We start from the raw sequence: 18,807 nt of genomic DNA, 5'->3' as shown, positions 1-18,807 counted from the left end.
AAGCGGGCAAGGGCAGTTGCCGTGAAATTTCTGAGACTGCTGAACACCTCTGGGACTCCGTCCGTATGGAACGGAGCCGCTTCACTCCTGTCGGGCGCCTCGCTGCCCCGCAAGGAAGTCAGAGGAGTTCCATGGGACGCAACAATCGAAAACGCCGTACGCCGCTGGCCACCAAGGCCATAGCCGCATCGGCGGCCCTAGCGCTCGGTGGGGGCGGGCTGATCTGGGCGAACTTCTACGCATCCGCGCACGAGTCGGGCTCTGAGCAGAATCAGACGAGGTCGGCCGCGACGCAGATCGCCACGATCGACTGCCCCGATGTCGGCCAGCAGCTCACCGAGGTGCCGGACCAGGCCCGGGGCGAGGTCGACGGGGAGCTGGCCACGCTGGACCAGCAGATCACCGAGGCCTACCAGCGGCTCGCGACCACGCGGGACGCACAGGCCGGTGACTCGAGCTTCGTCCAGAACGCCATTCTCCAGCCGCTGAAGGACCGGCGGAAGGCGATCATCGACCGCATCCAGCTGGAGATCAACCGGGTCGGTGGCAGCGCCTCGGAGGACCTGGACAACCTGTCCGGCTGCACCGGCACGCCCGCCCAGACGACTGACGGCGAGGCGAACCAGGACGGCGACGGCCAGCAGCAGGACGGCGGGGACCAGAACGGCGACGGTCAGCCGGACGACGGCCAGCAGGACGGTGGCCAGGACCAGGGCGGCAACGGCCAGGGTGGCAACGGCCCGGCCGCGGACGACTTCGTCGACATCACCCAGGTCCAAGCCAACGCACAGCTCGGCGTCGGCGCCAACGGTCTCCCGGCTAACGGCCGGTCGGGCTCGCGGGGCACCTTCACCACGAAGTGCGGCACCAACGGCAACGACAACCACAACACCGACAACGTGATCGTGGCCCCGGGTGTCAGCAACGGCGCCCACCACCTGCACGACTACGTCGGCAACCAGAGCAACGACGCCTTCGCGAGCGACCAGGACCTGGCGAACGCCCAGACCACCTGCCAGAACCAGGGCGACCGGTCGTCGTACTTCTGGCCGGTGCTCCGTCTCCAGGACGGTACGCAGGACTTCGACCAGAACAACGCCGGTGGCGGTACCGAGGGCAACGTCGGCAAGATCCTCGAACCCGTCCAGGCGCAGCTGAAGTTCGTCGGCAACAAGCGGAGCAAGGTCACCGCGATGCCGCAGGCCCTGCGCATCATCACCGGTGACGCCAAGGCGTTCGTCAACGGCAACGGCAACGCGAACGTCAACTGGAGCTGCACCGGCTTCGAGAACAAGGTCCAGCTCAAGGACAAATACCCGATCTGCCCCGAGGGCAGTGACGTGGTCCGCACGACCAACTTCCAGAGCTGCTGGGACGGCCAGAACATCGACAGCGCCAACCACCGTACCCACGTGGCGTTCGTCCAGGCCGACGGCACCTGCGCCAACGGCTTCAAGGCGATCCCGCAGCTCCAGGTCCGGCTGGTCTACGACGTTCCCGCGCCGACCGTCGAGAACGGTCAGGTGGTGAACCCGTACGCGGTGGACACCTTCCCGGAGCAGCTGCACAAGCCGATCACCGACCACAACGACTTCATCAACTTCTTCTCCACGAGGCTGATGAACAAGATGGTCAACTGCATCAACAACGGCGCACGCTGCCAGTGACCCATGGAAAAGCCGGCGGTGAGAATTCCTCACCGCCGGCTTTTCGCGTGCTCAGTGGCCGGAGTGCTCGCCGGAATGCTGACCCGAGGAGTGATCCTTGCCCTCCTCGATATCCCCGCCGAGCGTCTTGCGCAGCACGGTCAGCGTGCTGGTCTCGTCCCCGACGGCCACCCATTTGCGCCCGACGAGATAGTGCCCCCCGTAATCCTTCGCCCCGTTGATCCACTCCCGCTGACCGCGGTCGGTGGCGAAGGTGGCGAGGATGAACTTGCCGTCGTCGTCCTTGCAGATGGCCTGGCGGATGTCGTCGGCGTCGATCTGGATGTCCGGCGCGCACTTCACCTCGGCGGCGAGCTGCTCCAGACTCCCGGACGCGGTCTCCGGCACATCGGCCTGATCAGCACCGGAACCACCGGATCCACACCCCGCGAGCGCCAGCACGGCCACCGCCGCGAGCATCGGTCGGGTCACCTTCATCAGTTCCTCCATACAGGGGCCTCCCGGTGGATACGGCTCCCGTGCGCCAGGCGCTCAAAATACCGCTGCCGGAGTGCGTGCGCGCATGCGAGAGTGACCCGGTGAACAGCGACTGGGAAGACCGCGTGACCGCCGCCTGGGCGACCTTCGACGAGTACCCCGAGGAGCGGGCCGCCGACTTCCGGGCCGTGATCGACGCCCTCGTCGCCGAGCTCCCCGACGACAGTCCGCTCGGCCCCTTCGAGCGGGCCTGCGCCTGGGACTCCACGGGCCACTCGGACCGGGCGGTCCCGCTGTACCGGGAGGCCCTCGCCCTCGGCCTGACCGGCTACAAGGGCCGCCGGGCGAAGATCCAGCTGTCCAGCTCGCTGCGGAACGTCGGACAGGCCGAGGAGGGCGTCAAGCTGCTGACGCCGGAACTGGACGCGCCCTCGGACGAGTTGGACGACGCGGTACGGGCCACGCTCGCCCTCTGCCTGTCCAGCCTCGGCCGGGACCGCGAGGGGCTGTCGCTGGTGCTCGGGGCGCTGGCGCCCCATCTGCCGCGCTATCAGCGGTCGATGGCCAACTATGCGCGGGCCCTTGTGGAGCCCGAGGGCTGAGTCACCCGAGTGGCGGTGACCAACCAACGGTTCGCTCGTTTGGCTGGGCGTGCAGTCACAGGATGTCGCCCCGCGCCCCGCAGTCCCTTCCGCCGCTGATTCCGTCGTCGATGTCGAGCAGGCCGAGGCGGCGCTTGTCGAGCACTACCCCCGGCTGGTCCGGCTCGCCTATCTGGTGCTGCCGCCGGGGCTCGGGCGCAATCGGCGGGTCCTGACCGCGCATGCGCTCACCCAGCGCGCGCTGCCCCGGGGGCGGAAGTCCACGCCGGTCATTCCGGCTCAGGCCACGGGGCGTGAGGGGGATCCGGGGTACGCCTTCGTCCGGCTGCAAGTCGTGCGTACGGCGCTGGAGGCGGGACTGCCGCTGAGCCTGCGGGCCTGGCCCAAGCGTGCCCAGCTGCCGCCGCTGTTGCCCCAGGTGTGGGGGCTCAAGCTGTTCCCCCGCTCGGGCGGCGCCGACGAACTCGCCCTCGACCAGCGACTGTCGGCGCTCGACGGGCCGGCCCGCGCCGCCTACGTCCTGCGCGGCCTGGAGAAGCTGCCCGACGGCGACGTACGCAAGGTGCTGACGGCGGCCGGGGTGGCGGACGTGGACGCGGCGCTGGCGAAGGCGGAGAAGGTGGGTGCGCAGCAGTACGGTCTGCTCGACTCCCCCGAGTTCGACCCCTGTTCGCTCCAGGCCCGGCCCACCGATCTGATGCGGCGCCGTCAGCACCTGAAGGCGGCGCTGGTCGCGGGGGCCGCGCTGGTGGTGTGCGGGGCGCTGCTGGGGCTGCCCGGGGAGGGCTGGGCCCCGGACGGCGCGGCGGCACCCTCGTACGCGCAGAACCCGGCCGCCCAGGCCGCCCTCGACCCCAGCAGGGTGGTCAAGGTCGCCCCGGCCGCCTGGCAGTCCGCCTCGCGCACCGACTTCTCCGTCTGGCCCGCGCGCGGCGAACTCACCGGCGACCGGGCCCTGTTGCGCCGCGCCCTCGCCGTCTGGGCCCGCCCCGGCGAACAGGTCCGCGTCTCGGTCACCCCCGGCACCCCCTCCGGCGGCCCCGCCGGCCCACCGCAGCTCCTGTACGCGGGCACCGTCGACAACGCCCGCGTGGTGATCCTCTACGACGGCCTGCGCATCGCCCGTTACGCCGAGCCGAAGGACGGCACGGCCGGTGCCGCCATGGACTTCGCGCGGGTCGACGGCGCGACCGGCGCCGAGGCGAGCGCCGTGGTGCTGGGGCGGGCCGACGGCAACGTCCGCTATCTGATGGCGCCGTGGGTGAAGAAGACGGCCGAGCGGGATCTGCTGAAGCCGGGTTCCGGGGCGATGGCGCTGACCCTGACCGACGGCACCACCTCGCCGCTCGCCAGCCCGGCCGCGCAGCAGTCGAGCTGCACCTCGTGGAACGTCCTCCAGGTCACCGACGGCTCGGGGACGCAGTTGCTGTCCGACCTCGGCGAGCTGGTCCCGGCGCGGCTGACCGCCGGGAAGCCGGGTGCGGTCGAGGACGCCTCCGGCGCGGCGGGAACGCGCACCTGGGCGCCGTACGCCTGCTCGCTGTCGGCCGTGCGGGCGCAGGGGGTGCGGACGGTGAACGTGTGGGAGTTCGCGCGGCAGCCGCTGCCGGACGCGAGCGGCTCGGCGGCGTGGGTGTGCACCCGCGCGGAGACCTGGCGGGGCGGCGGCACCCGGGTGCTGGCCCAGTTCCACACCCCGGGCAGCCCGTACGGGGCGGTGGCGGCGAAGGCCGAGAACGTCCCGGCGTGCGGTCCGCGTGATCCGCAGGTGCTGGCCGGGGTGCTGTGGAAGGCGAAGGGCGGGGACTGGTACCTGCTGGCGGCGGGCGGTCCGGACACGGCGTCGATCCGGGCGGTGGGCGGGGTGAACGGTTCGGCGGGGACCAATCTGCTGACCGCGAGGACCGAGCAGGGCGCGCAGGCCGAGCTGAAGGGCATGCTCAGGGACGGGCGGGGCATCAGCGGGCTCCAGTAGGCGGGCCGGTGTCCGGGCCGGAAAAGAACGTGGTGCAGAGGGGTTCTGCTCGGACTTACTCCTCAGTACATTGACAGCATGTCTAACAAGCAGGCCCGGGTGCCCCGACCCGTCGAGGAAGAGCGGATCGCGCTGAAGGCGCGCAAGGTGTCCTTCTCGTGGGAGGACACCCCGTTGCACTGGGTGCCGGGGGATCCGTTCGCCACGCACACCATCAATGTGCTGCATCTGCTGCTGCCGGCCGGTGAGCGGTGGTTCGTGCATGTGTACAAGCAGGTCCTGCCGTACATCCGGGACGAGCGGCTGCGTGAGGACGTCATCGGGTTCATCGGCCAGGAGGCGATGCACTCCCAGGCCCATGACGAGGTGCTGCCGCATCTGAAGGAGCTGGGCCTCGATCCGACGCCGTACACCGCGCAGGTGGACTGGTTCTTCGAGAAGCTGCTCGGCGACCGGACCCTGCCGCCGGGCCGGGCGCGGCGCTGGTGGCTGATGGAGCGGGTCGCGCTGATCGCGGCCATCGAGCACTACACCGCCTTCCTCGGCGACTGGGTGCTCAACGCGGAGGAGCTGGACCGGCGCGGGGCCGATCCCACCATGCTGGACCTGCTGCGCTGGCACGGCGCCGAAGAGGTCGAGCACCGGTCCGTGGCCTTCGAGCTGTTCATGCATGTCGACGGGTCCTATCGGCGCCGTGCCCGGACCTGGGCGCTGGCGTTCACGGCGCTGGTGTTCCTGTGGCAGCGCGGGGCCCGCTTCTTCATGGAGAACGACCCGACCCTGCTCGAGGGCAAGGCGAGCTTCCGCGCCTTCTACGTCCGGGGCCGGCGCGGAGTGCTGCCCTCCACCGAGGACATGCTCCGCTCGATTCCCCGCTATCTGAGCCGGGAGTACCACCCCTCCCAGGAGGGCTCCACCGAGCAGGCGGTCGCCTATCTGGCCTCCTCCCCCGCCGCCGTCGCCGCGCTCGCCGCGGAGAAGGGGGCCAAGTGATGGCCAGGCTGCGGACGTTGGTGGTCGTCGCGGGCGCCGCGCTGGTCGTCCGACGGGCGATGCGCCGCCGGATCCAGGACTCGCCGCTGTGGCCGATGCCCGCCCTGGACGAGCCGATCTCCGGGCGGCCCCGGTCGCGGGCGCTGCGACTGCTGGTGACCGCGCACGAGACGGTCGCCGACGGGGTCGTACGGCTGCGGCTCGAAGGGCACGATCTGCCGCGCTGGGAGCCCGGCGCCCATCTGGACCTGGTGCTGCCGTCGGGTCTGGTCCGGCAGTACTCGCTGTGCGGGGACCCGGAGGACACCTCCGCGTACACCGTCGCCACCCGGCTGGTGGAGGACGGGCGGGGCGGTTCGCGCGAGGTGCACGAGCAGGTGCGGGAAGGGCTTGAGCTGGAGGTGCGCGGGCCGCGGAACCGGTTCCCGCTCGTCGAGGCGCCCGCCTATGTCTTCGTCGCCGGGGGCATCGGGATCACGCCGATCCTGCCGATGCTGCGGTCCCTGCCCGAGGGCACCGACTGGCGGCTGCTGTACGGCGGGCGGACGCGGGCGTCGATGCCGTTCCTGGAGGAGGTCGAGAAGCTGGACGCCGGACAGGGCCAGGTGCGGATCGTCGCCGCCGACGAGGACGGGCTGCCCGATCTGGACGCGCTGTTCGCGGCGGCCCCGGAGGGCGCGGCCGTCTACTGCTGCGGTCCCGAGGGGCTCATGGCGGCGGTGGAGGAGCGGGCCCCGCAGGTCCATCTGGAGCGGTTCACGCCCAGCGCCTCGACCGCCGGGAACGAGGCCTTCGAGGTGGAACTGCGGCGCAGCGGGCGGGTGTTGACGGTCCCGGCGGACTCCACCGTGCTGGCCGCCGTACGCAAGGAGCTGCCGGACACGCTGTACTCCTGCGAGCAGGGGTTCTGCGGGACCTGCCAACAGCGGGTGCTGGCGGGTGAGGTGGAGCACCGGGACGAGCTGCTCACGGACGCGGAGCGTGACGACTCGATGCTGATCTGTGTGTCACGGGCACGCGGTGAGCGGCTGGTGCTGGACATGTGAACACCGTTGGTCGGTGCGGTCCGTTCGAGGGCCGAATCCGATCGGTAAGGTGTTCGTATGACTACCGGGGTACGCCGCAGAATGGGTGTCGAGGAGCGACGACAGCAGTTGATCGGCGTCGCCCTCGAACTCTTCAGCCGCCGCTCGCCGGACGAGGTCTCCATCGACGAGATAGCGTCCGCCGCGGGTATCTCGCGTCCGCTGGTGTACCACTACTTCCCCGGCAAACTCAGCCTGTACGAGGCCGCGTTGAAGCGGGCCTCGGACGATCTGGCGTCCCGGTTCGTGGAACCGCACGACGGTCCGCTGGGGGCGCGGCTGCTGCGGGTGATGCGCCGCTACTTCGACTTCGTCGACGAGCACGGGCCCGGTTTCTCGGCGCTGATGCGCGGCGGCCCGGCGGTCGGCTCCTCGACCACGAACGCGCTCATCGACTCCGTACGGCAGGCGGCGTACGACCAGATTCTTTCGCATCTGCGGGTCGAGCACCCGCCCGCGCGTCTTGAACTGGTCGTCCGCTCCTGGATCTCGCTCGCCGAGTCGACGGCGCTGATCTGGCTGGACGGCCGGCGCATCCCGCGGGCCGAGCTGGAGGTCCAGCTGGTGCAGGACTTCGCCGCGCTGGCCGCCGTCAGCGCCGCCCATGACCCGGAGCTGACGGCACTGCTGCGCCGCCTGCTCAAGGACGAGCCGGCCGACGGCCCGTTCACCGACCTGGCGGCGCGGCTGATCACGCTGGCGGGCGAGGACCGGTAGCGGGACCGGCTAGAACTCGGCCTTGCGGTACGACGGATCGAGGTCGCGGACCTCGGCGGAGACGTGCGTCATGCGGTAGCCGTCCATCGGCCCGATGAACTTGCGCAGCAGCTCCACCACCGCCTCGGTCAGCTCCGCCTTCGTCTCGTCGGTGCGACCGGCGAGCAGGCCGATCGTGACGTGCACGAGGCCGTGCCCGTCGACCTCGTCGCCGACCGCGACATCCTCCCCGCGCACGACCTGCGTCTTGCATGCCTCCAGACGCGCGGCCGCCTTCTCGACGACCAGCTGGTTCAGCTCGCTCGCGAACCCTTCCCAGTCGACGTCGTCGCGCCCGGTCCGGGTGACGAGAATCTGTGGCATGGGCACTCCTGTTCTACGACAACTCCGCTCACCCTAGCCGCAGCGCCAGCATCGCGATGTCGTCCTCCCGGTCGTGGCCGAAGCAGCGCAGGAGGGTGTCGCAGAGGGGGGCGAGGCCCGGTGGGGCTTCGGCGGCGGCCGTGCGGAGCTGGTCCAGGGATACGGCGAGGTCGACGCCCCGGGTCTCGATGAGACCGTCGGTGATCATGAGGAGGCGGTCGGTGGGGGCGAGGCGGAGCTCGGTGGGCTCGGGGCGGTCCAGGCCGAGGCCGAGGAGCGGGCCGCACACCTTCACGTACTCCGCCTGTCCGCCCTCGCGCACGATCAGCGGCGGGATGTGACCGGCGTTGGCGATCCGGGCCCGTCCGGTGGCGGGGTCGGCGAGCACCAGGCAGACGGTGGCCGTGACCTCGGGGTGGTAGTGCTGGAGCATCCGGTCGAGCCGTTCGGCGAGCGCCCTGGGGTCACCGTCGGCCACGCCGTAGGCGCGCAGCGCGTGCCGGAGCTCGACCATCACGGTGGCCGCCTCCAGCGAGTGCCCGGCGACGTCCCCGACCGCGGTGAGGAAGCCGCTCGGGGTACGCACGGCGGCGTAGAAGTCGCCGCCGATCTCGGTGTCCCGGGACGCGGGCACGTACCGCACGACCAGGTCGACGTCGGGCAGTTCGGGCAGGCGCCGCGGCTCGGGCAGGAAGCTGCGCTGGAGGGTGAGCGCGATGTGCCGTTCCGCCTGGTACATCAGCAGGGTTCCGGCTGCGAAGGCGGTGGCCTGGGCGAGCCGCAGGAGGGAGACGTCGTCCACGGGCCGCGGTGGCGGAGTGCGGTGCGCGGGCGTGGCGATGCACACCGGGGTCCGCCGTTCCTGGGTGAACGCCAGCACCAGCCGGGCGTCGTCCTGGCGTCCGGGCCGGAAGAACCCGGCGGGCCACAGCGGGGCGGGCACCACGGTGCTGTGCACTCCGGTGCGGCCCTGGGCGAGCCGGCCGATCAGCCGGGTCACCTCCTCGTGGGCACTGAGGTCGGGCAGCGCGAGCCGGCTCCTGGAGGTGCCGGTGTCGAGCGTGCCGTCGGGGCCGAGCACGAAGACGACGGCTTCGGTCCCGGTGAGCCGGGCCGCGCCCATGGCGGCGGAGTCGGCCAGCTCGCTGGGGCAGCGGGCCGCCTGCACGGTGACGATCGTCTCGGACAGCAGCGTCAGCCGGTGTGCGAGCAGTTCGAAGTCACCGCGCCGACGCGCCCCGCGCACCGCCGCCCGGACCACGGCCTGGATCTCCTGCGGCTCGGCCGGCACGGTCAGATAGGCATCGCCGCCCGCGTCCAGGCCCCGGCACCGGTCGCGCGGGCCGAGGGCGGCGGCGGAGAAGTGGACGACGGGCAGCGTCGCGGTGGAGGGCCGGGCCCGCACCCGGCGGCACAGTTCGAAGCCGCTCATGTCCGGCAGCCCGACGTCCACCAGCGCCACATCGGGCAGCGCGCCGTCGTGCAGCCGCGCGTCGAGCTCCACGAGCGCCTCGCCCCCGCTCGCCACGGGCACCACCCGGTGTCCGGCGCGCCGCAGCACGGCGCCCATGGCGTACCGGTTCGCCGCCACGTCGTCCACGACCAGCACGGTGGTCGCACCCGGCCGCTTGTCGTAACCGTCCATCCGACAGCCCTCGGGGCGGGGGAAAGGAAAAGGGTGGAACGGACCCCCGAACAGGGTCCGCTCCACCCAAACTAGTGCGCTGTCAGGCGGTTCGGGCGAACACCGCGACAGTGCGCCCCGGAACGGCGAAGGTGCCGGATTCCTTCTCGTAGGACGAACCCTTGACGATAGGATCCGCGCCCGATGCCTGCGCCTTGTGCAACGCGTAGCCCTCTCCGGCCAGTTCGGCGATCCGCTGCTCCTGCGCGTCCGGGGTCGCGTTGAACACGACCACGAGGTCGCCGAGCGTCATGGTGATCACACCGGGCGTCTCCTCCGTGCCGGACAGCGGGAAGCCGAGCTTCGACTGCACCCGCTCCGCGGTGTCGAGCGAGAACACGCCCTCCGTCGAGCGGATCCGCAGCAGGTCACGGTACGCGGCCGAGGCCCCCTCGATCTGCTCGCAGCCCACCTTCACCGCGCCGAGCAGCGGCTTGGCGTACGACCACTTGGACTGGTTGTCGGCGGCCATCGGCAGCCCGCGGCCGAAGCCGTTGCCGTCCGCGCAGTTCCAGTGGATGGCGTTGAACCAGTCGCCGCTGTCGTAGGAGTTGCGGTCCAGGGACTTGGAGCGCAGCAGGTCGGTGCCCGCCTGGGAGAGCGCCGGGCCCTGCGAGAGGGTGGCGGTCGCCATGGCGAGGACCTGCATCCGGGCCCGGTCGTCGGCGCTCGTCGTCGCGGGCAGCTTGAACGCGAGGGCGTCGAACAGGGACTCGTTGTCGTGCGCGTCGGCGTAGGCGAGCGCGTCGCCCGGGGCGTCCGCGTAACCGGCGGGCTGGCCGTTGTAGTCGACCTCGGCGCCCTTGACCTCCTTGCCGCTGGTGTCGGTGAACCGGTAGCCGGCGAGGTTGCCGGACAGGCCCACCTTGATCAGGTCCTGGTAGTGCAGCAGCCGGGCCTTCTGCTCGGCCGTGGTGCCGTTGTTCTTCGAGGAGTTGGGCTCGGTGTACAGGCCGGAGGCGAAGCCCTGGATGCCCGGGTCCTCGTCGAAGGGGCCGCCGCCGCGCACCGCGTCACGGGCGCGGTCGGAGAAGGTGGCGACGCCGGTGCCGGCCATGTTCTTCTGGGTGGCCTGGACGAAGCGGGCGTCGTCGGCGATCTCGCCGAAGTTCCAGCCCTCGCCGTACAGGATGATCTTCTTGCCGTCGACGCCGTCCTTCTCCAGGGTCAGCGCGTCGAGGGCCTTGCGGACCGCGAGGATGTTCTCCTTCGGGTGGTGGCCCATGAGGTCGAAGCGGAAGCCGTCGACCTTGTACTCCTTGGCCCAGGTGACGATCGAGTCCACGACGAGCTTGCCCATCATGGCGTTCTCGGTGGCCGTGTTGGCGCAGCAGGTGCTGTTGGCGACCGAGCCGTCGGCGAGGAGCCGCTGGTAGTAGCCGGGCACGATCCGGTCGAGGACGGAGGTCTGCGCCTGGCCGCCGGCGGCGGTGTGGTTGTAGACCACGTCCATGACGACCCTGAGGCCGTCCTCGTTGAGCGCCTTGACCATCTGACGGAACTCGACGTTGCGGGTGGTGCCGTCCGGGTCGGTCGAGTAGGAGCCCTCGGGGACCGTGTAGTGGTACGGGTCGTAGCCCCAGTTGTAGGCGTCCTTCGCGGCGATCTTCGCCACGCACGCCTGCTGCTCCTCGGAGTCGGCCGGGTAGGAGGCCAGATCGCAGTCGGCGGTCGCCTGGTCCTTGCGGAGTTCGGGGATCGTGGCGATGTCGAAGGCGGGCAGCAGATGGACGTACGAGGTGCCCGCCTCGGCCAGCTTGCGCAGGTGCTTGGAGCCGTCGCTGAGCTTGTCGGTGAAGGCCCGGTAGGTGCCCCGGTCGGAGGCCGTGCGGTCCTCCACCGAGAAGTCCCGGACGTGCAGTTCCTGGATCTGCGCGTCCTTCAGCGGCACCGCCTTGGGCTTGGTGTACGTCGACCAGCCCGCCGGGGCGAGCGACTTGTCGCCGAGGTCGACGACGAGGCTGCGCGCGGAGTCGGCGGTCAGGGCGAGGGAGTAGGGGTCGGTGACCTTGTTGGTGACGATTTGGCGGACGCTGGGCGCCCACACCTTCACGACGTACCGGTAGGGCTTGTTCTTCCAGGTCGTCGGGCCGGTGACGGACCAGACGCCGGTGGTCGCGTTCCGCTTCATGGCGACGGTGGAGTCACCGATCTCCAGCTTGACGGACTGCGCGGTGGGCGCCCAGACGGACAGCGTGGGCCGCCCCTTGCTGAACGTCGGGCCGAGGTCGGCCTGCGTGGCGTCGTACAGGTCGTCCAGGACGCCCGCGATCTGCACACCGGTCGCGGTGAGGACGGCGCCGTTGGCCGCGCGCTGGGAGGCGACGACCTGGCCGCGCAGGGCCTCGCGGACCCGGTCCCGGTCACGGGGGTCGACGGTCCAGGCGGTGTACGCCTTCAGGTGCGGGAACTTCGCCTTCTGGGCGTCGCTGAGCGTGCTCTTCGACAGGCGCAGCCACTGCTGGTCGTCGCCGGTCAGGGCGCCGTCCTTGACGGCGATCGAGCCGGTGCCGGAGTAGAGCAGTTGGGTGGAGGCGGCCGCCTCGGAGCCGTTCCAGGCGACGGTGTTCCGGTCGATCCAGACCGCCTTGGAGGTGGTCAGGTCGAGCGCGGCCGCGCTGCCCGCGGGCTGCGGGAGGAGGTACTTCTCCTGGCCGCTCACCAGCCACACCTCGTGGCCGTTGGCCTTGAGGTCCAGCGACTGGTCGGCGGGCAGGTCCTTCTCGTCGCCCTTGTGCAGGATGTAGCTGAGGCTGGTGGCACCGTCGGTGAGCGGTACCTCGAAAACCGCGCCATAGGCATCAGTCTTCACCGGCTTCAGCGGGTTCGACCACTCGGTGGGGTTCGCGGCACCCGTCCAGGTGTGCAGGCCCCAGCCGTCGTAGTTGCCGTCCGCGCGGTGGTAGTGCAGGACCGCCTTGGTCTTGTCCTGCGCCGGGTACTCGGGCCGCTCGGTCTGTACGGCCTCCTTGCCCTGCTCGATCCAGATCTCGCCGTGCTTGGTGACGTCGATCGTGCGGTCGGCGGAGACGTCCTTGTTGCCGTCCTTGTCGATGACCAGGTACCCGATGCTGGAGGCGCCCGGCTTCAGCTTGACGTAGGCGAAGGCGCCGTAGGCGTCCCGGCCGATGAAGGGGTGGCTGTCGGGCCAGTTGGTGGACTCGCCCTCGGCGAGGTCGCCCCAGGCGTACAGGCCCCAGTTCGTGTAGTCGCCGTCCGCGCGCTTGTAGTGGACGATCGCGTAGTCCCGGGAGGAGGCGGTGGGGATCTCCTCGGCGGGCGGGGTGCCGGTGGTGGAGGCGGCGGTGGCGCTCGCGGTACGGCCGGCCGAGTCGATCACGACGGCCTTGTAGCGCAGGGCGGTGCCGGCCGGTACGTCCTTGCCGATGACCTGGGTGACCTTGTACGGGGCGTGGTCGGCGGAGCCGAGCGTCCGCCACTTGCCGTCGCCGGTCTGGGCGGCGAAGACGACGCGGTTGAGCTGTCCGCCGTCGACGTCGGCGCCGATCTCGACGGTGCCGGTGGCGCCGGTGGCCGGGGCCTTGAGGGTGAGGGTCGGCTTGGCGGCGGGGGCGCCGAGGCGGCCGGTGGCCTTGAGGACCACGGCGGATCCGGCGGGGACGGTGACGGTGAGCTTCTTGTCGGCGTCGGAGGTGACGGTGGTGTCCGCCGTGTCGGTGCCGTAGATGCCCCGGAACGCCATGTTCGCGGAACCGGTCGCGAAGGTCGCCGTCTTCGCGTCGTCCGCGTTGTTGAAGGCGACGACGTACTCGGTGCCCGTCTTCGCGTCGGTGCGGGAGACGGCGTAGACGCCGGCGCCGTCGGCCGCGTAGCGCTCGGTCTGGACGCCGTCCGTCAGGGCCGGGTGGGCCTTGCGGAGCTTGGCGAGAGCACTGATCTGCTTGTAGAGCGGTGCACTCGTGTCGTAGGCGTCCTCGGCGTGGGTGCGGTCGGTGCCGATCTGGTCGTCGGCCAGGTAGTCGGCGGTCTTGGAGGCGAACAGGGTCTGGCGGGCGTCCTTGTCGCCGCCGGAGCCGGTGAAGCCCTGCTCGTCGCCGTAGTAGACGACCGGGTTGCCGCGGTTGAGGAACATCAGCTCGTTGGCGAGCTTCGCCTTCTTCAGCAGCTCGGCGTCGGTCGCGTCCTTGTCGTCCTGGTTCAGGAAGTACCCGATGCGGCCCATGTCATGGTTGCCGAGGAAGGTGACCTGCTCGTACGCGTTGGCCTTGCCGGTCGTGTACTTGTAGTCCGCGCCGAATACGGACGCGAGCCGCTGCGCGCTGCCGCCCTGGGAGGCGTACTGCCGGGCCGCCTCCTGGAAGGGGAAGTCGAGCGTGGCGTCCAGGCGGCCCTGGGTGACGTACGGGGACGTGATGTCCGGGTCGGCCGAGTACACCTCGCCGAACATGAAGAAGTCGTCCCGGCCCTGCTGGGCCGCGTAGGAGTCGAGGGCGGTGGCCCACTGGGTCCAGAACTCCATGTTGACGTGCTTCACGGTGTCGATGCGGAAGCCGTCGATGTCGAAGTCCCTGACCCACCGCTGGTAGATCTTCTCCATCCCGCTGACCACCTCGGGACGCTCGGTCCACAGGTCGTCGAGCCCGGAGAAGTCACCGTGCAGGGCGCTCTCGCCGGCGAAGGTGGAATCGCCCCGGTTGTGGTACATCGTCGGGTCGTTGAGCCACGACGGGACCTTGTTGTTCTTGGCTGCCTTGGGCGTACGGGGGAAGGAGTCGGCGTCGACCTCGGGGAAGTCCCCTGTTCCCGCATAGTCGGCGTCGTCGAAGGGCTCGCCGTCCTTCGTCAGGTACGGGAAGGCGCCCTTGGCGAGGTAGTCGTAGGACTTCTCCTCGTAGTCGACGACGTCGGCGGTGTGGTTGGTGATGACGTCGAAGTAGACCTTCATGCCCTTGGCGTGCGCCTTGGCGATGAGGTTCTCCAGGTCCTGGTTGGTCCCGAAGTGCGGGTCGACCTGGGTGAAGTCGGTGATCCAGTACCCGTGGTAGCCGGCGGAGGCATTCGCACCCGTCCCCTGCACGGGCTGGTTCTTGAAGATCGGCGCCATCCAGATGGAGGTGGTGCCGAGGCCCTTGATGTAGTCGAGCTTCTTGGTCAGACCCTTGAGGTCGCCGCCCTGGTAGAAGCCCTTGTCGGTGGGGTCGTACCCGGTCGAGAGGCGCGAACCGGTCAGTCCGCCCTTGTCGTTGCCGGTGTCGCCGTTGGCGAAGCGGTCCGGGAGCACGAAGTAGAACTGCTCGCGGGTGACGTCGTGCCGGGCGGGTTCGGCCGCGAGCCTCGCGTCCGACGGGGGCGCGGGCGGGGTCCCGGCCCGCGCCGCCAGCGGCTGGACGAGCGCTGCGGCCAGCGCGGTCACGGTGACCGCGGCGACCCGTCCGGCCTGCGCGGTTCGGCGCCTGGGCGACGCCGGCCATCTAGGTATCACTGACGTGAACTCCTTGCGATACGGCTCTGTTGGGTCCGACCCCGCGCGACCGTATCGCCGCCGTAAGCGTTACAGCAAGAGTCCTGAAATGATTGGTAAGAGCTTTCAGCTCCGGAGGCCGCTCGCGGCTCAGCAGCTGGACTTGCCCGCGTAGATCGCCAGCGCCGTGTTGGAGCCGAGAGTGGCCGAGAACTGACCACTGGAGTTCACGGACACGGTCGTGTTGTTCTGCACGTTGCAGTACGTCCCCGCGGGCAGGGAGGTCTGGTAGGTGCGGGTCAGGCTGCCCGACTCGTGGTTGATGGCGACGTAGCCCTTGCTGCCCCGGCCGAAGGCGATGGCGTCGGCGCCGTTGTCCCACCAGTTGGTCACCGCCTCGCCGCGGGTGGCGTTGCGGAAGGCGACCATGCGCTGGATCTCGGGCCACTTGTGCTGGCACTTCCAGCCGTCCTGCCAGCAGGCGTTGACCGTGCCGCCGTTGGGCGGGCCCGCGTCGGTGTCGGACCACTCGTAGGCGGAGTTGATGTCCGGGGCGCCGTAGGGGTAGGCGAGCATGAAGACGTTGGCGAGGGTGTAGTTCGCCCCGTCCTTGTAGTTGAGCGTGGAGCCGTTGCGCTCGGTGTCGTGGTTGTCGACGAAGACACCGGAGACCGAGCTGCTCATGTAGCCCCAGCCCTCGCCGTAGTTCTTCAGGTAGGCGAGGTTCTCGTTGTTGAAGACGCGCTTGAGGTCGTAGGCGTAGCGGAACTCCTGGACGTCGCCGTTGCCCGTGTACTCGGTGGGCTGGACGGCCTCGCCGCTGCCGTAGATGACCTCCTGCTTCCAGTACACGGAGGTGTTGGTGAGGCGCGACTTGATGTTGGCCAGGTCGGCGGCGGGGATGTGCTTGGCCGCGTCGATCCGGAAGCCGTCGACGCCGAGCGAGAGCAGGTCGTTCATGTACCCGGCGATGGCGCCGCGGACGTAGGACTCCCCGGTGTCGAGGTCGGCGAGCCCGACGAGCTCGCAGTTCTGGACGTTCCAGCGGTCCTGGTAGTTGGTGATCTGGCTGGTGCAGTTGTCGAAGTCGTAGGAGGAGTACAGGCCGGGGTAGTTGTACTTGCTGTACGACGATCCGCCGGTGCCGGTGCCGCTGCCCGCGGACATGTGGTTGACGACGGTGTCGACGACGACCTTCACCCCGGCCGCGTGACAGGTGTTGACCATGTTCTGGAAGGCGGTACGGTCGCCGAGCCGCCCGGCGATCTTGTAACTGACCGGCTGGTACGACGTCCACCACTGCGCGCCCTGGATGTGCTCGGCGGGCGGCGAGACCTGGACGTAGCCGTAACCGGCGGGGCCGAGGGTGTTGGTGCACTCCTTGGCGACGGAGGCGAAGTTCCACTCGAACATCACCGCGGTGACGTCCTTGGTGCCGGGCGGCGAGGCGTACGCGGCTGTGGGGGTCAGCACGCCGGCCGCCGTGGCGGTGAGCGCCGTCGCGGCGACGGACCATCTGCGTATCACGGGTGGCTCCTTGGGGGGATGGCCAGGCGTCTTTGCCCGGCGTTCGCGGAACGTACCCCTAACGAAACGTTTACAGCAAGAGACTTGAAACTCACAGCAAGAAGTTTCAACCACCTATTGACGCGTCCCTCTCAACTCCCGCACGCTCACCAGTTGTTGAAACACGGTGAATCCTCTTGCAAGCCAACCCCCTCTTCCGGAGCCGCACATGAGCAGACACCGACCACCCGGTGCGCTTCGCCGCACCGCGAGTCTGACAGCCGCGGGCGCCCTCGCCCTGGCCGGGGCGATCGCCCTCCCCGCCCCCGCGGCGCAGGCCGACGCCACGACCTCCGGCGATGTGATCGCCAACCTGTGGTCCTACAACTGGGACTCGGTAGCCGCCGAGTGCACGGACGTGCTCGGACCGAACGGCTACGGCGCGGTGTGGGTGGCCCCGCCCGCCGAGTCGCTGAAGCAGACCAACTACTACTGGTGGGACGTCTACCAGCCCTACTCCTACGAGCTCAGCGGCCGCTTCGGGACGGCGGCCGACTTCGCCTCGATGGTGGACGCCTGCCATGACGCGGGTGTGAAGGTGTACACGGACGCGGTGATCAACCACACCGCCGCCCAGACCGGCACCGGCTACAACGGCACGACGATCAGCAACAAGTACGACACCCCCGACTGGGACCCGGACGACTTCCACACCTCGGCGGAGTGCAACGACTCCGACCTGATCATCGACGACTGGTCCAACCTCACCGAGATCCAGAACTGCGAACTGCTCGGCCTGCCCGACCTGGAGACGGAGGACGACGACGTCCGCTCGGGCATCGCCGCCTACCTGAACAAGCAGATCGCCCTGGGGGTCGACGGCTTCCGGATCGACGCGGCCAAGCACATGCCGGTGGCCGACCTCAACGCGATCTGGGCGAAGCTGGACAACACGACCGCAGGGGCGGAGCCGTACATCTTCCAGGAGGTGTACCCGGGCTCGACCCCGGCCGCCTCGGACTACTACTCCGCCGGTGACGTACTGGACTTCTCCTACGCAAGCAGGGTGAAGTCGTCGTTCCAGGGCAACATCAGCGACCTGGAGTCACTGCCGTCCTCCGGTGCGCTGACCCCCGCCGACTCGGTGTCCTTCGTGACCAACCACGACACCGAGCGCAACGGCCTGCACCTGAGCTACAAGGACGGCGACACCTACCGGCTGGCCAACATCTTCCAGCTCGCCTACAAGTGGTCGACGCCGACGGTCTACTCGGGCTTCGAGTTCTCCTCCTCCGACCAGGCACCCCCGAACTCGAACGGGTTCGTGACCGACACGAACTGTGCCTCCGGCTGGTACTGCCTCCAGCGGGACACCGCGATCAACGGCATGGTGAAGTGGCACAACGCGGTCGGCTCGGAGTCGGTGACCAACTGGTCGAGCAAGTCGCCGAGCGTCATCGGCTTCGGACGCGGCACGGCCGGCTATGTCGCGATCAACAACGGCTCGTCGGCGGCGACGTACACCTTCGCGACCGGCATGGCCGACGGCAGCTACGCCAACGTCGTCGACAACGGCGCCTCGACGGTGACGGTGTCCGGCGGCAACGCGACGCTGACGATCCCCGCGAAGAGCGCCGTCGCCTTCTACGACGGTGAGTTCACACCCTGCGACACCGCCTGCGAGGAACCGGACGACGGAACCTCGACGGTGACGGCGACCTTCAACGAGTACGCGGCCACCAGCTCCGGCCAGGACGTGTACGTCGTCGGCTCGATCGCGGCGCTGGGCAACTGGGACACCTCCCAGGCGGTGAAGCTGTCGTCGTCCGGCTACCCGGTCTGGTCCGGCGCGGTGAGCGTGCCGGTCAACACGTCCTTCGAGTTCAAATACATAAAGAAGGACAGCTCCGGCAACGTCACCTGGGAGTCCAACGCCAACCGGTCCGGGGCGACCACGACTTCGGCGCCGGCCTTCAACAACTCCTGGAACGTGGCGAGCGCCGACGCCACCGACGTCACCTTCAATGTCACGGCCACCACGGACTTCGGCACCAACGTCTACGTGGTCGGCTCGACCGCCTCGCTCGGCTCCTGGGACACCGACGACGCCATCCCGCTGTCGTCGGCGTCGTACCCGACGTGGAGCAAGCTGGTGATCGTGCCGAAGAGCACGGCCTTCGCGTACAAATTCATCAAGAAGGACGGCTCCGGGAACGTGACCTGGGAGTCTGGCACCAACCGCTCCTACACGACGGGCAGTTCGTCGGGCTACTCGACGGCCGACACCTGGAAGTAGACCCCGCAGTGACACGACAG

General features: G+C 69.6%; 12 protein-coding genes. 7 read left to right on the top strand and 5 right to left on the bottom strand.

The features are described 5' to 3' along the window. The first annotated feature begins 131 nt into the window (after nucleotides 1–131). Nucleotides 132–1,667 carry a DUF1996 domain-containing protein gene (locus tag BN159_RS30760; protein WP_015660925.1) on the top strand — a complete coding sequence of 512 codons (1,536 nt, stop codon included), beginning with the start codon at nucleotides 132–134 and terminating at the stop codon, nucleotides 1,665–1,667. A gap of 51 nt (nucleotides 1,668–1,718) precedes the next feature. Here BN159_RS30760 and BN159_RS30755 read toward each other — a convergent pair whose 3' ends face one another. Further along, nucleotides 1,719–2,144, bottom strand: a complete 426-nt coding sequence (locus BN159_RS30755; RefSeq protein ID WP_041822027.1) for a hypothetical protein — start codon at nucleotides 2,142–2,144, stop codon at nucleotides 1,719–1,721. A gap of 101 nt (nucleotides 2,145–2,245) precedes the next feature. Between BN159_RS30755 and BN159_RS30750 the strand changes: the two genes are divergently transcribed. From BN159_RS30750 to BN159_RS30730, 5 genes are all read left to right on the top strand, one after another. After that, the gene (locus tag BN159_RS30750; RefSeq protein WP_193384297.1) at nucleotides 2,246–2,746 is read left to right on the top strand and encodes a tetratricopeptide repeat protein; all 501 of its coding nucleotides are present in this window, start codon (nucleotides 2,246–2,248) and stop codon (nucleotides 2,744–2,746) included. Nucleotides 2,747–2,795: 49 nt separating this feature from the next. Then, entirely contained in the window at nucleotides 2,796–4,721 is a 1,926-nt protein-coding gene (locus BN159_RS30745) for a hypothetical protein (RefSeq protein ID WP_015660922.1), read from the top strand. Between the two features lie 78 nt (nucleotides 4,722–4,799). Next, nucleotides 4,800–5,714, top strand: coding sequence for a metal-dependent hydrolase (locus tag BN159_RS30740; RefSeq protein WP_015660921.1), 915 nt, complete (start codon nucleotides 4,800–4,802; stop codon nucleotides 5,712–5,714). Then, nucleotides 5,714–6,760: a PDR/VanB family oxidoreductase gene (locus BN159_RS30735; protein WP_015660920.1), complete on the top strand. Its 1,047-nt coding sequence runs from the start codon at nucleotides 5,714–5,716 to the stop codon at nucleotides 6,758–6,760. Before BN159_RS30740 ends, BN159_RS30735 begins: the two co-directional genes overlap by 1 nt. A gap of 57 nt (nucleotides 6,761–6,817) precedes the next feature. Beyond that, the gene (locus BN159_RS30730; protein WP_086016470.1) at nucleotides 6,818–7,516 is read left to right on the top strand and encodes a TetR/AcrR family transcriptional regulator; all 699 of its coding nucleotides are present in this window, start codon (nucleotides 6,818–6,820) and stop codon (nucleotides 7,514–7,516) included. 9 nt (nucleotides 7,517–7,525) lie between these two features. On the opposite strand, the gene BN159_RS30725 is transcribed toward BN159_RS30730, so the two are convergent. From BN159_RS30725 to BN159_RS30710, 4 genes are all read right to left on the bottom strand, one after another. Further along, entirely contained in the window at nucleotides 7,526–7,879 is a 354-nt protein-coding gene (locus BN159_RS30725; RefSeq protein WP_015660918.1) for a 5-carboxymethyl-2-hydroxymuconate Delta-isomerase, read from the bottom strand. A 28-nt stretch (nucleotides 7,880–7,907) separates the two neighbouring features. After that, a complete protein-coding gene (locus tag BN159_RS30720) occupies nucleotides 7,908–9,524 on the bottom strand; it encodes a fused response regulator/phosphatase (RefSeq protein WP_015660917.1) in 1,617 nt (538 codons plus the stop codon). 82 nt (nucleotides 9,525–9,606) lie between these two features. Then, nucleotides 9,607–15,006 carry a pullulanase-type alpha-1,6-glucosidase gene (pulA, locus tag BN159_RS30715; protein ID WP_015660916.1) on the bottom strand — a complete coding sequence of 1,800 codons (5,400 nt, stop codon included), beginning with the start codon at nucleotides 15,004–15,006 and terminating at the stop codon, nucleotides 9,607–9,609. Nucleotides 15,007–15,135: 129 nt separating this feature from the next. Beyond that, on the bottom strand, nucleotides 15,136–16,512 hold the full coding sequence (locus BN159_RS30710; protein WP_015660915.1) for an alpha-amylase: 1,377 nt from the start codon (nucleotides 16,510–16,512) through the stop codon (nucleotides 15,136–15,138). Nucleotides 16,513–16,720: 208 nt separating this feature from the next. Here BN159_RS30710 and BN159_RS30705 point away from each other — a divergent pair, with 208 nt between their 5' ends. Further along, nucleotides 16,721–18,787 (top strand): carbohydrate-binding module family 20 domain-containing protein, encoded by a 2,067-nt coding sequence (locus tag BN159_RS30705; RefSeq protein WP_015660914.1) that lies wholly within the window; start codon nucleotides 16,721–16,723, stop codon nucleotides 18,785–18,787. The last annotated feature ends 20 nt before the right edge of the window (nucleotides 18,788–18,807 follow it).

Origin of the sequence: Streptomyces davaonensis JCM 4913 (assembly GCF_000349325.1) — a bacterium.
GTDB lineage: Bacteria > Actinomycetota > Actinomycetes > Streptomycetales > Streptomycetaceae > Streptomyces > Streptomyces davaonensis.
Note: the sequence above shows the minus strand (reverse complement) of the source record. Positions and strands in the feature narration are given on the sequence as shown.

Coding starts and splice junctions, on each gene's coding strand:
- BN159_RS30705 (WP_015660914.1), top strand. CDS start 16,721: ATGAGCAGACACCGACCACCCGGTGCGCTTCGCCGCACCGCGAGTCTG.
- BN159_RS30760 (WP_015660925.1), top strand. CDS start 132: ATGGGACGCAACAATCGAAAACGCCGTACGCCGCTGGCCACCAAGGCC.
- BN159_RS30740 (WP_015660921.1), top strand. CDS start 4,800: ATGTCTAACAAGCAGGCCCGGGTGCCCCGACCCGTCGAGGAAGAGCGG.
- BN159_RS30755 (WP_041822027.1), bottom strand. CDS start 2,144: ATGAAGGTGACCCGACCGATGCTCGCGGCGGTGGCCGTGCTGGCGCTC.
- BN159_RS30730 (WP_086016470.1), top strand. CDS start 6,818: ATGACTACCGGGGTACGCCGCAGAATGGGTGTCGAGGAGCGACGACAG.
- BN159_RS30735 (WP_015660920.1), top strand. CDS start 5,714: ATGGCCAGGCTGCGGACGTTGGTGGTCGTCGCGGGCGCCGCGCTGGTC.
- BN159_RS30720 (WP_015660917.1), bottom strand. CDS start 9,524: ATGGACGGTTACGACAAGCGGCCGGGTGCGACCACCGTGCTGGTCGTG.
- BN159_RS30725 (WP_015660918.1), bottom strand. CDS start 7,879: ATGCCACAGATTCTCGTCACCCGGACCGGGCGCGACGACGTCGACTGG.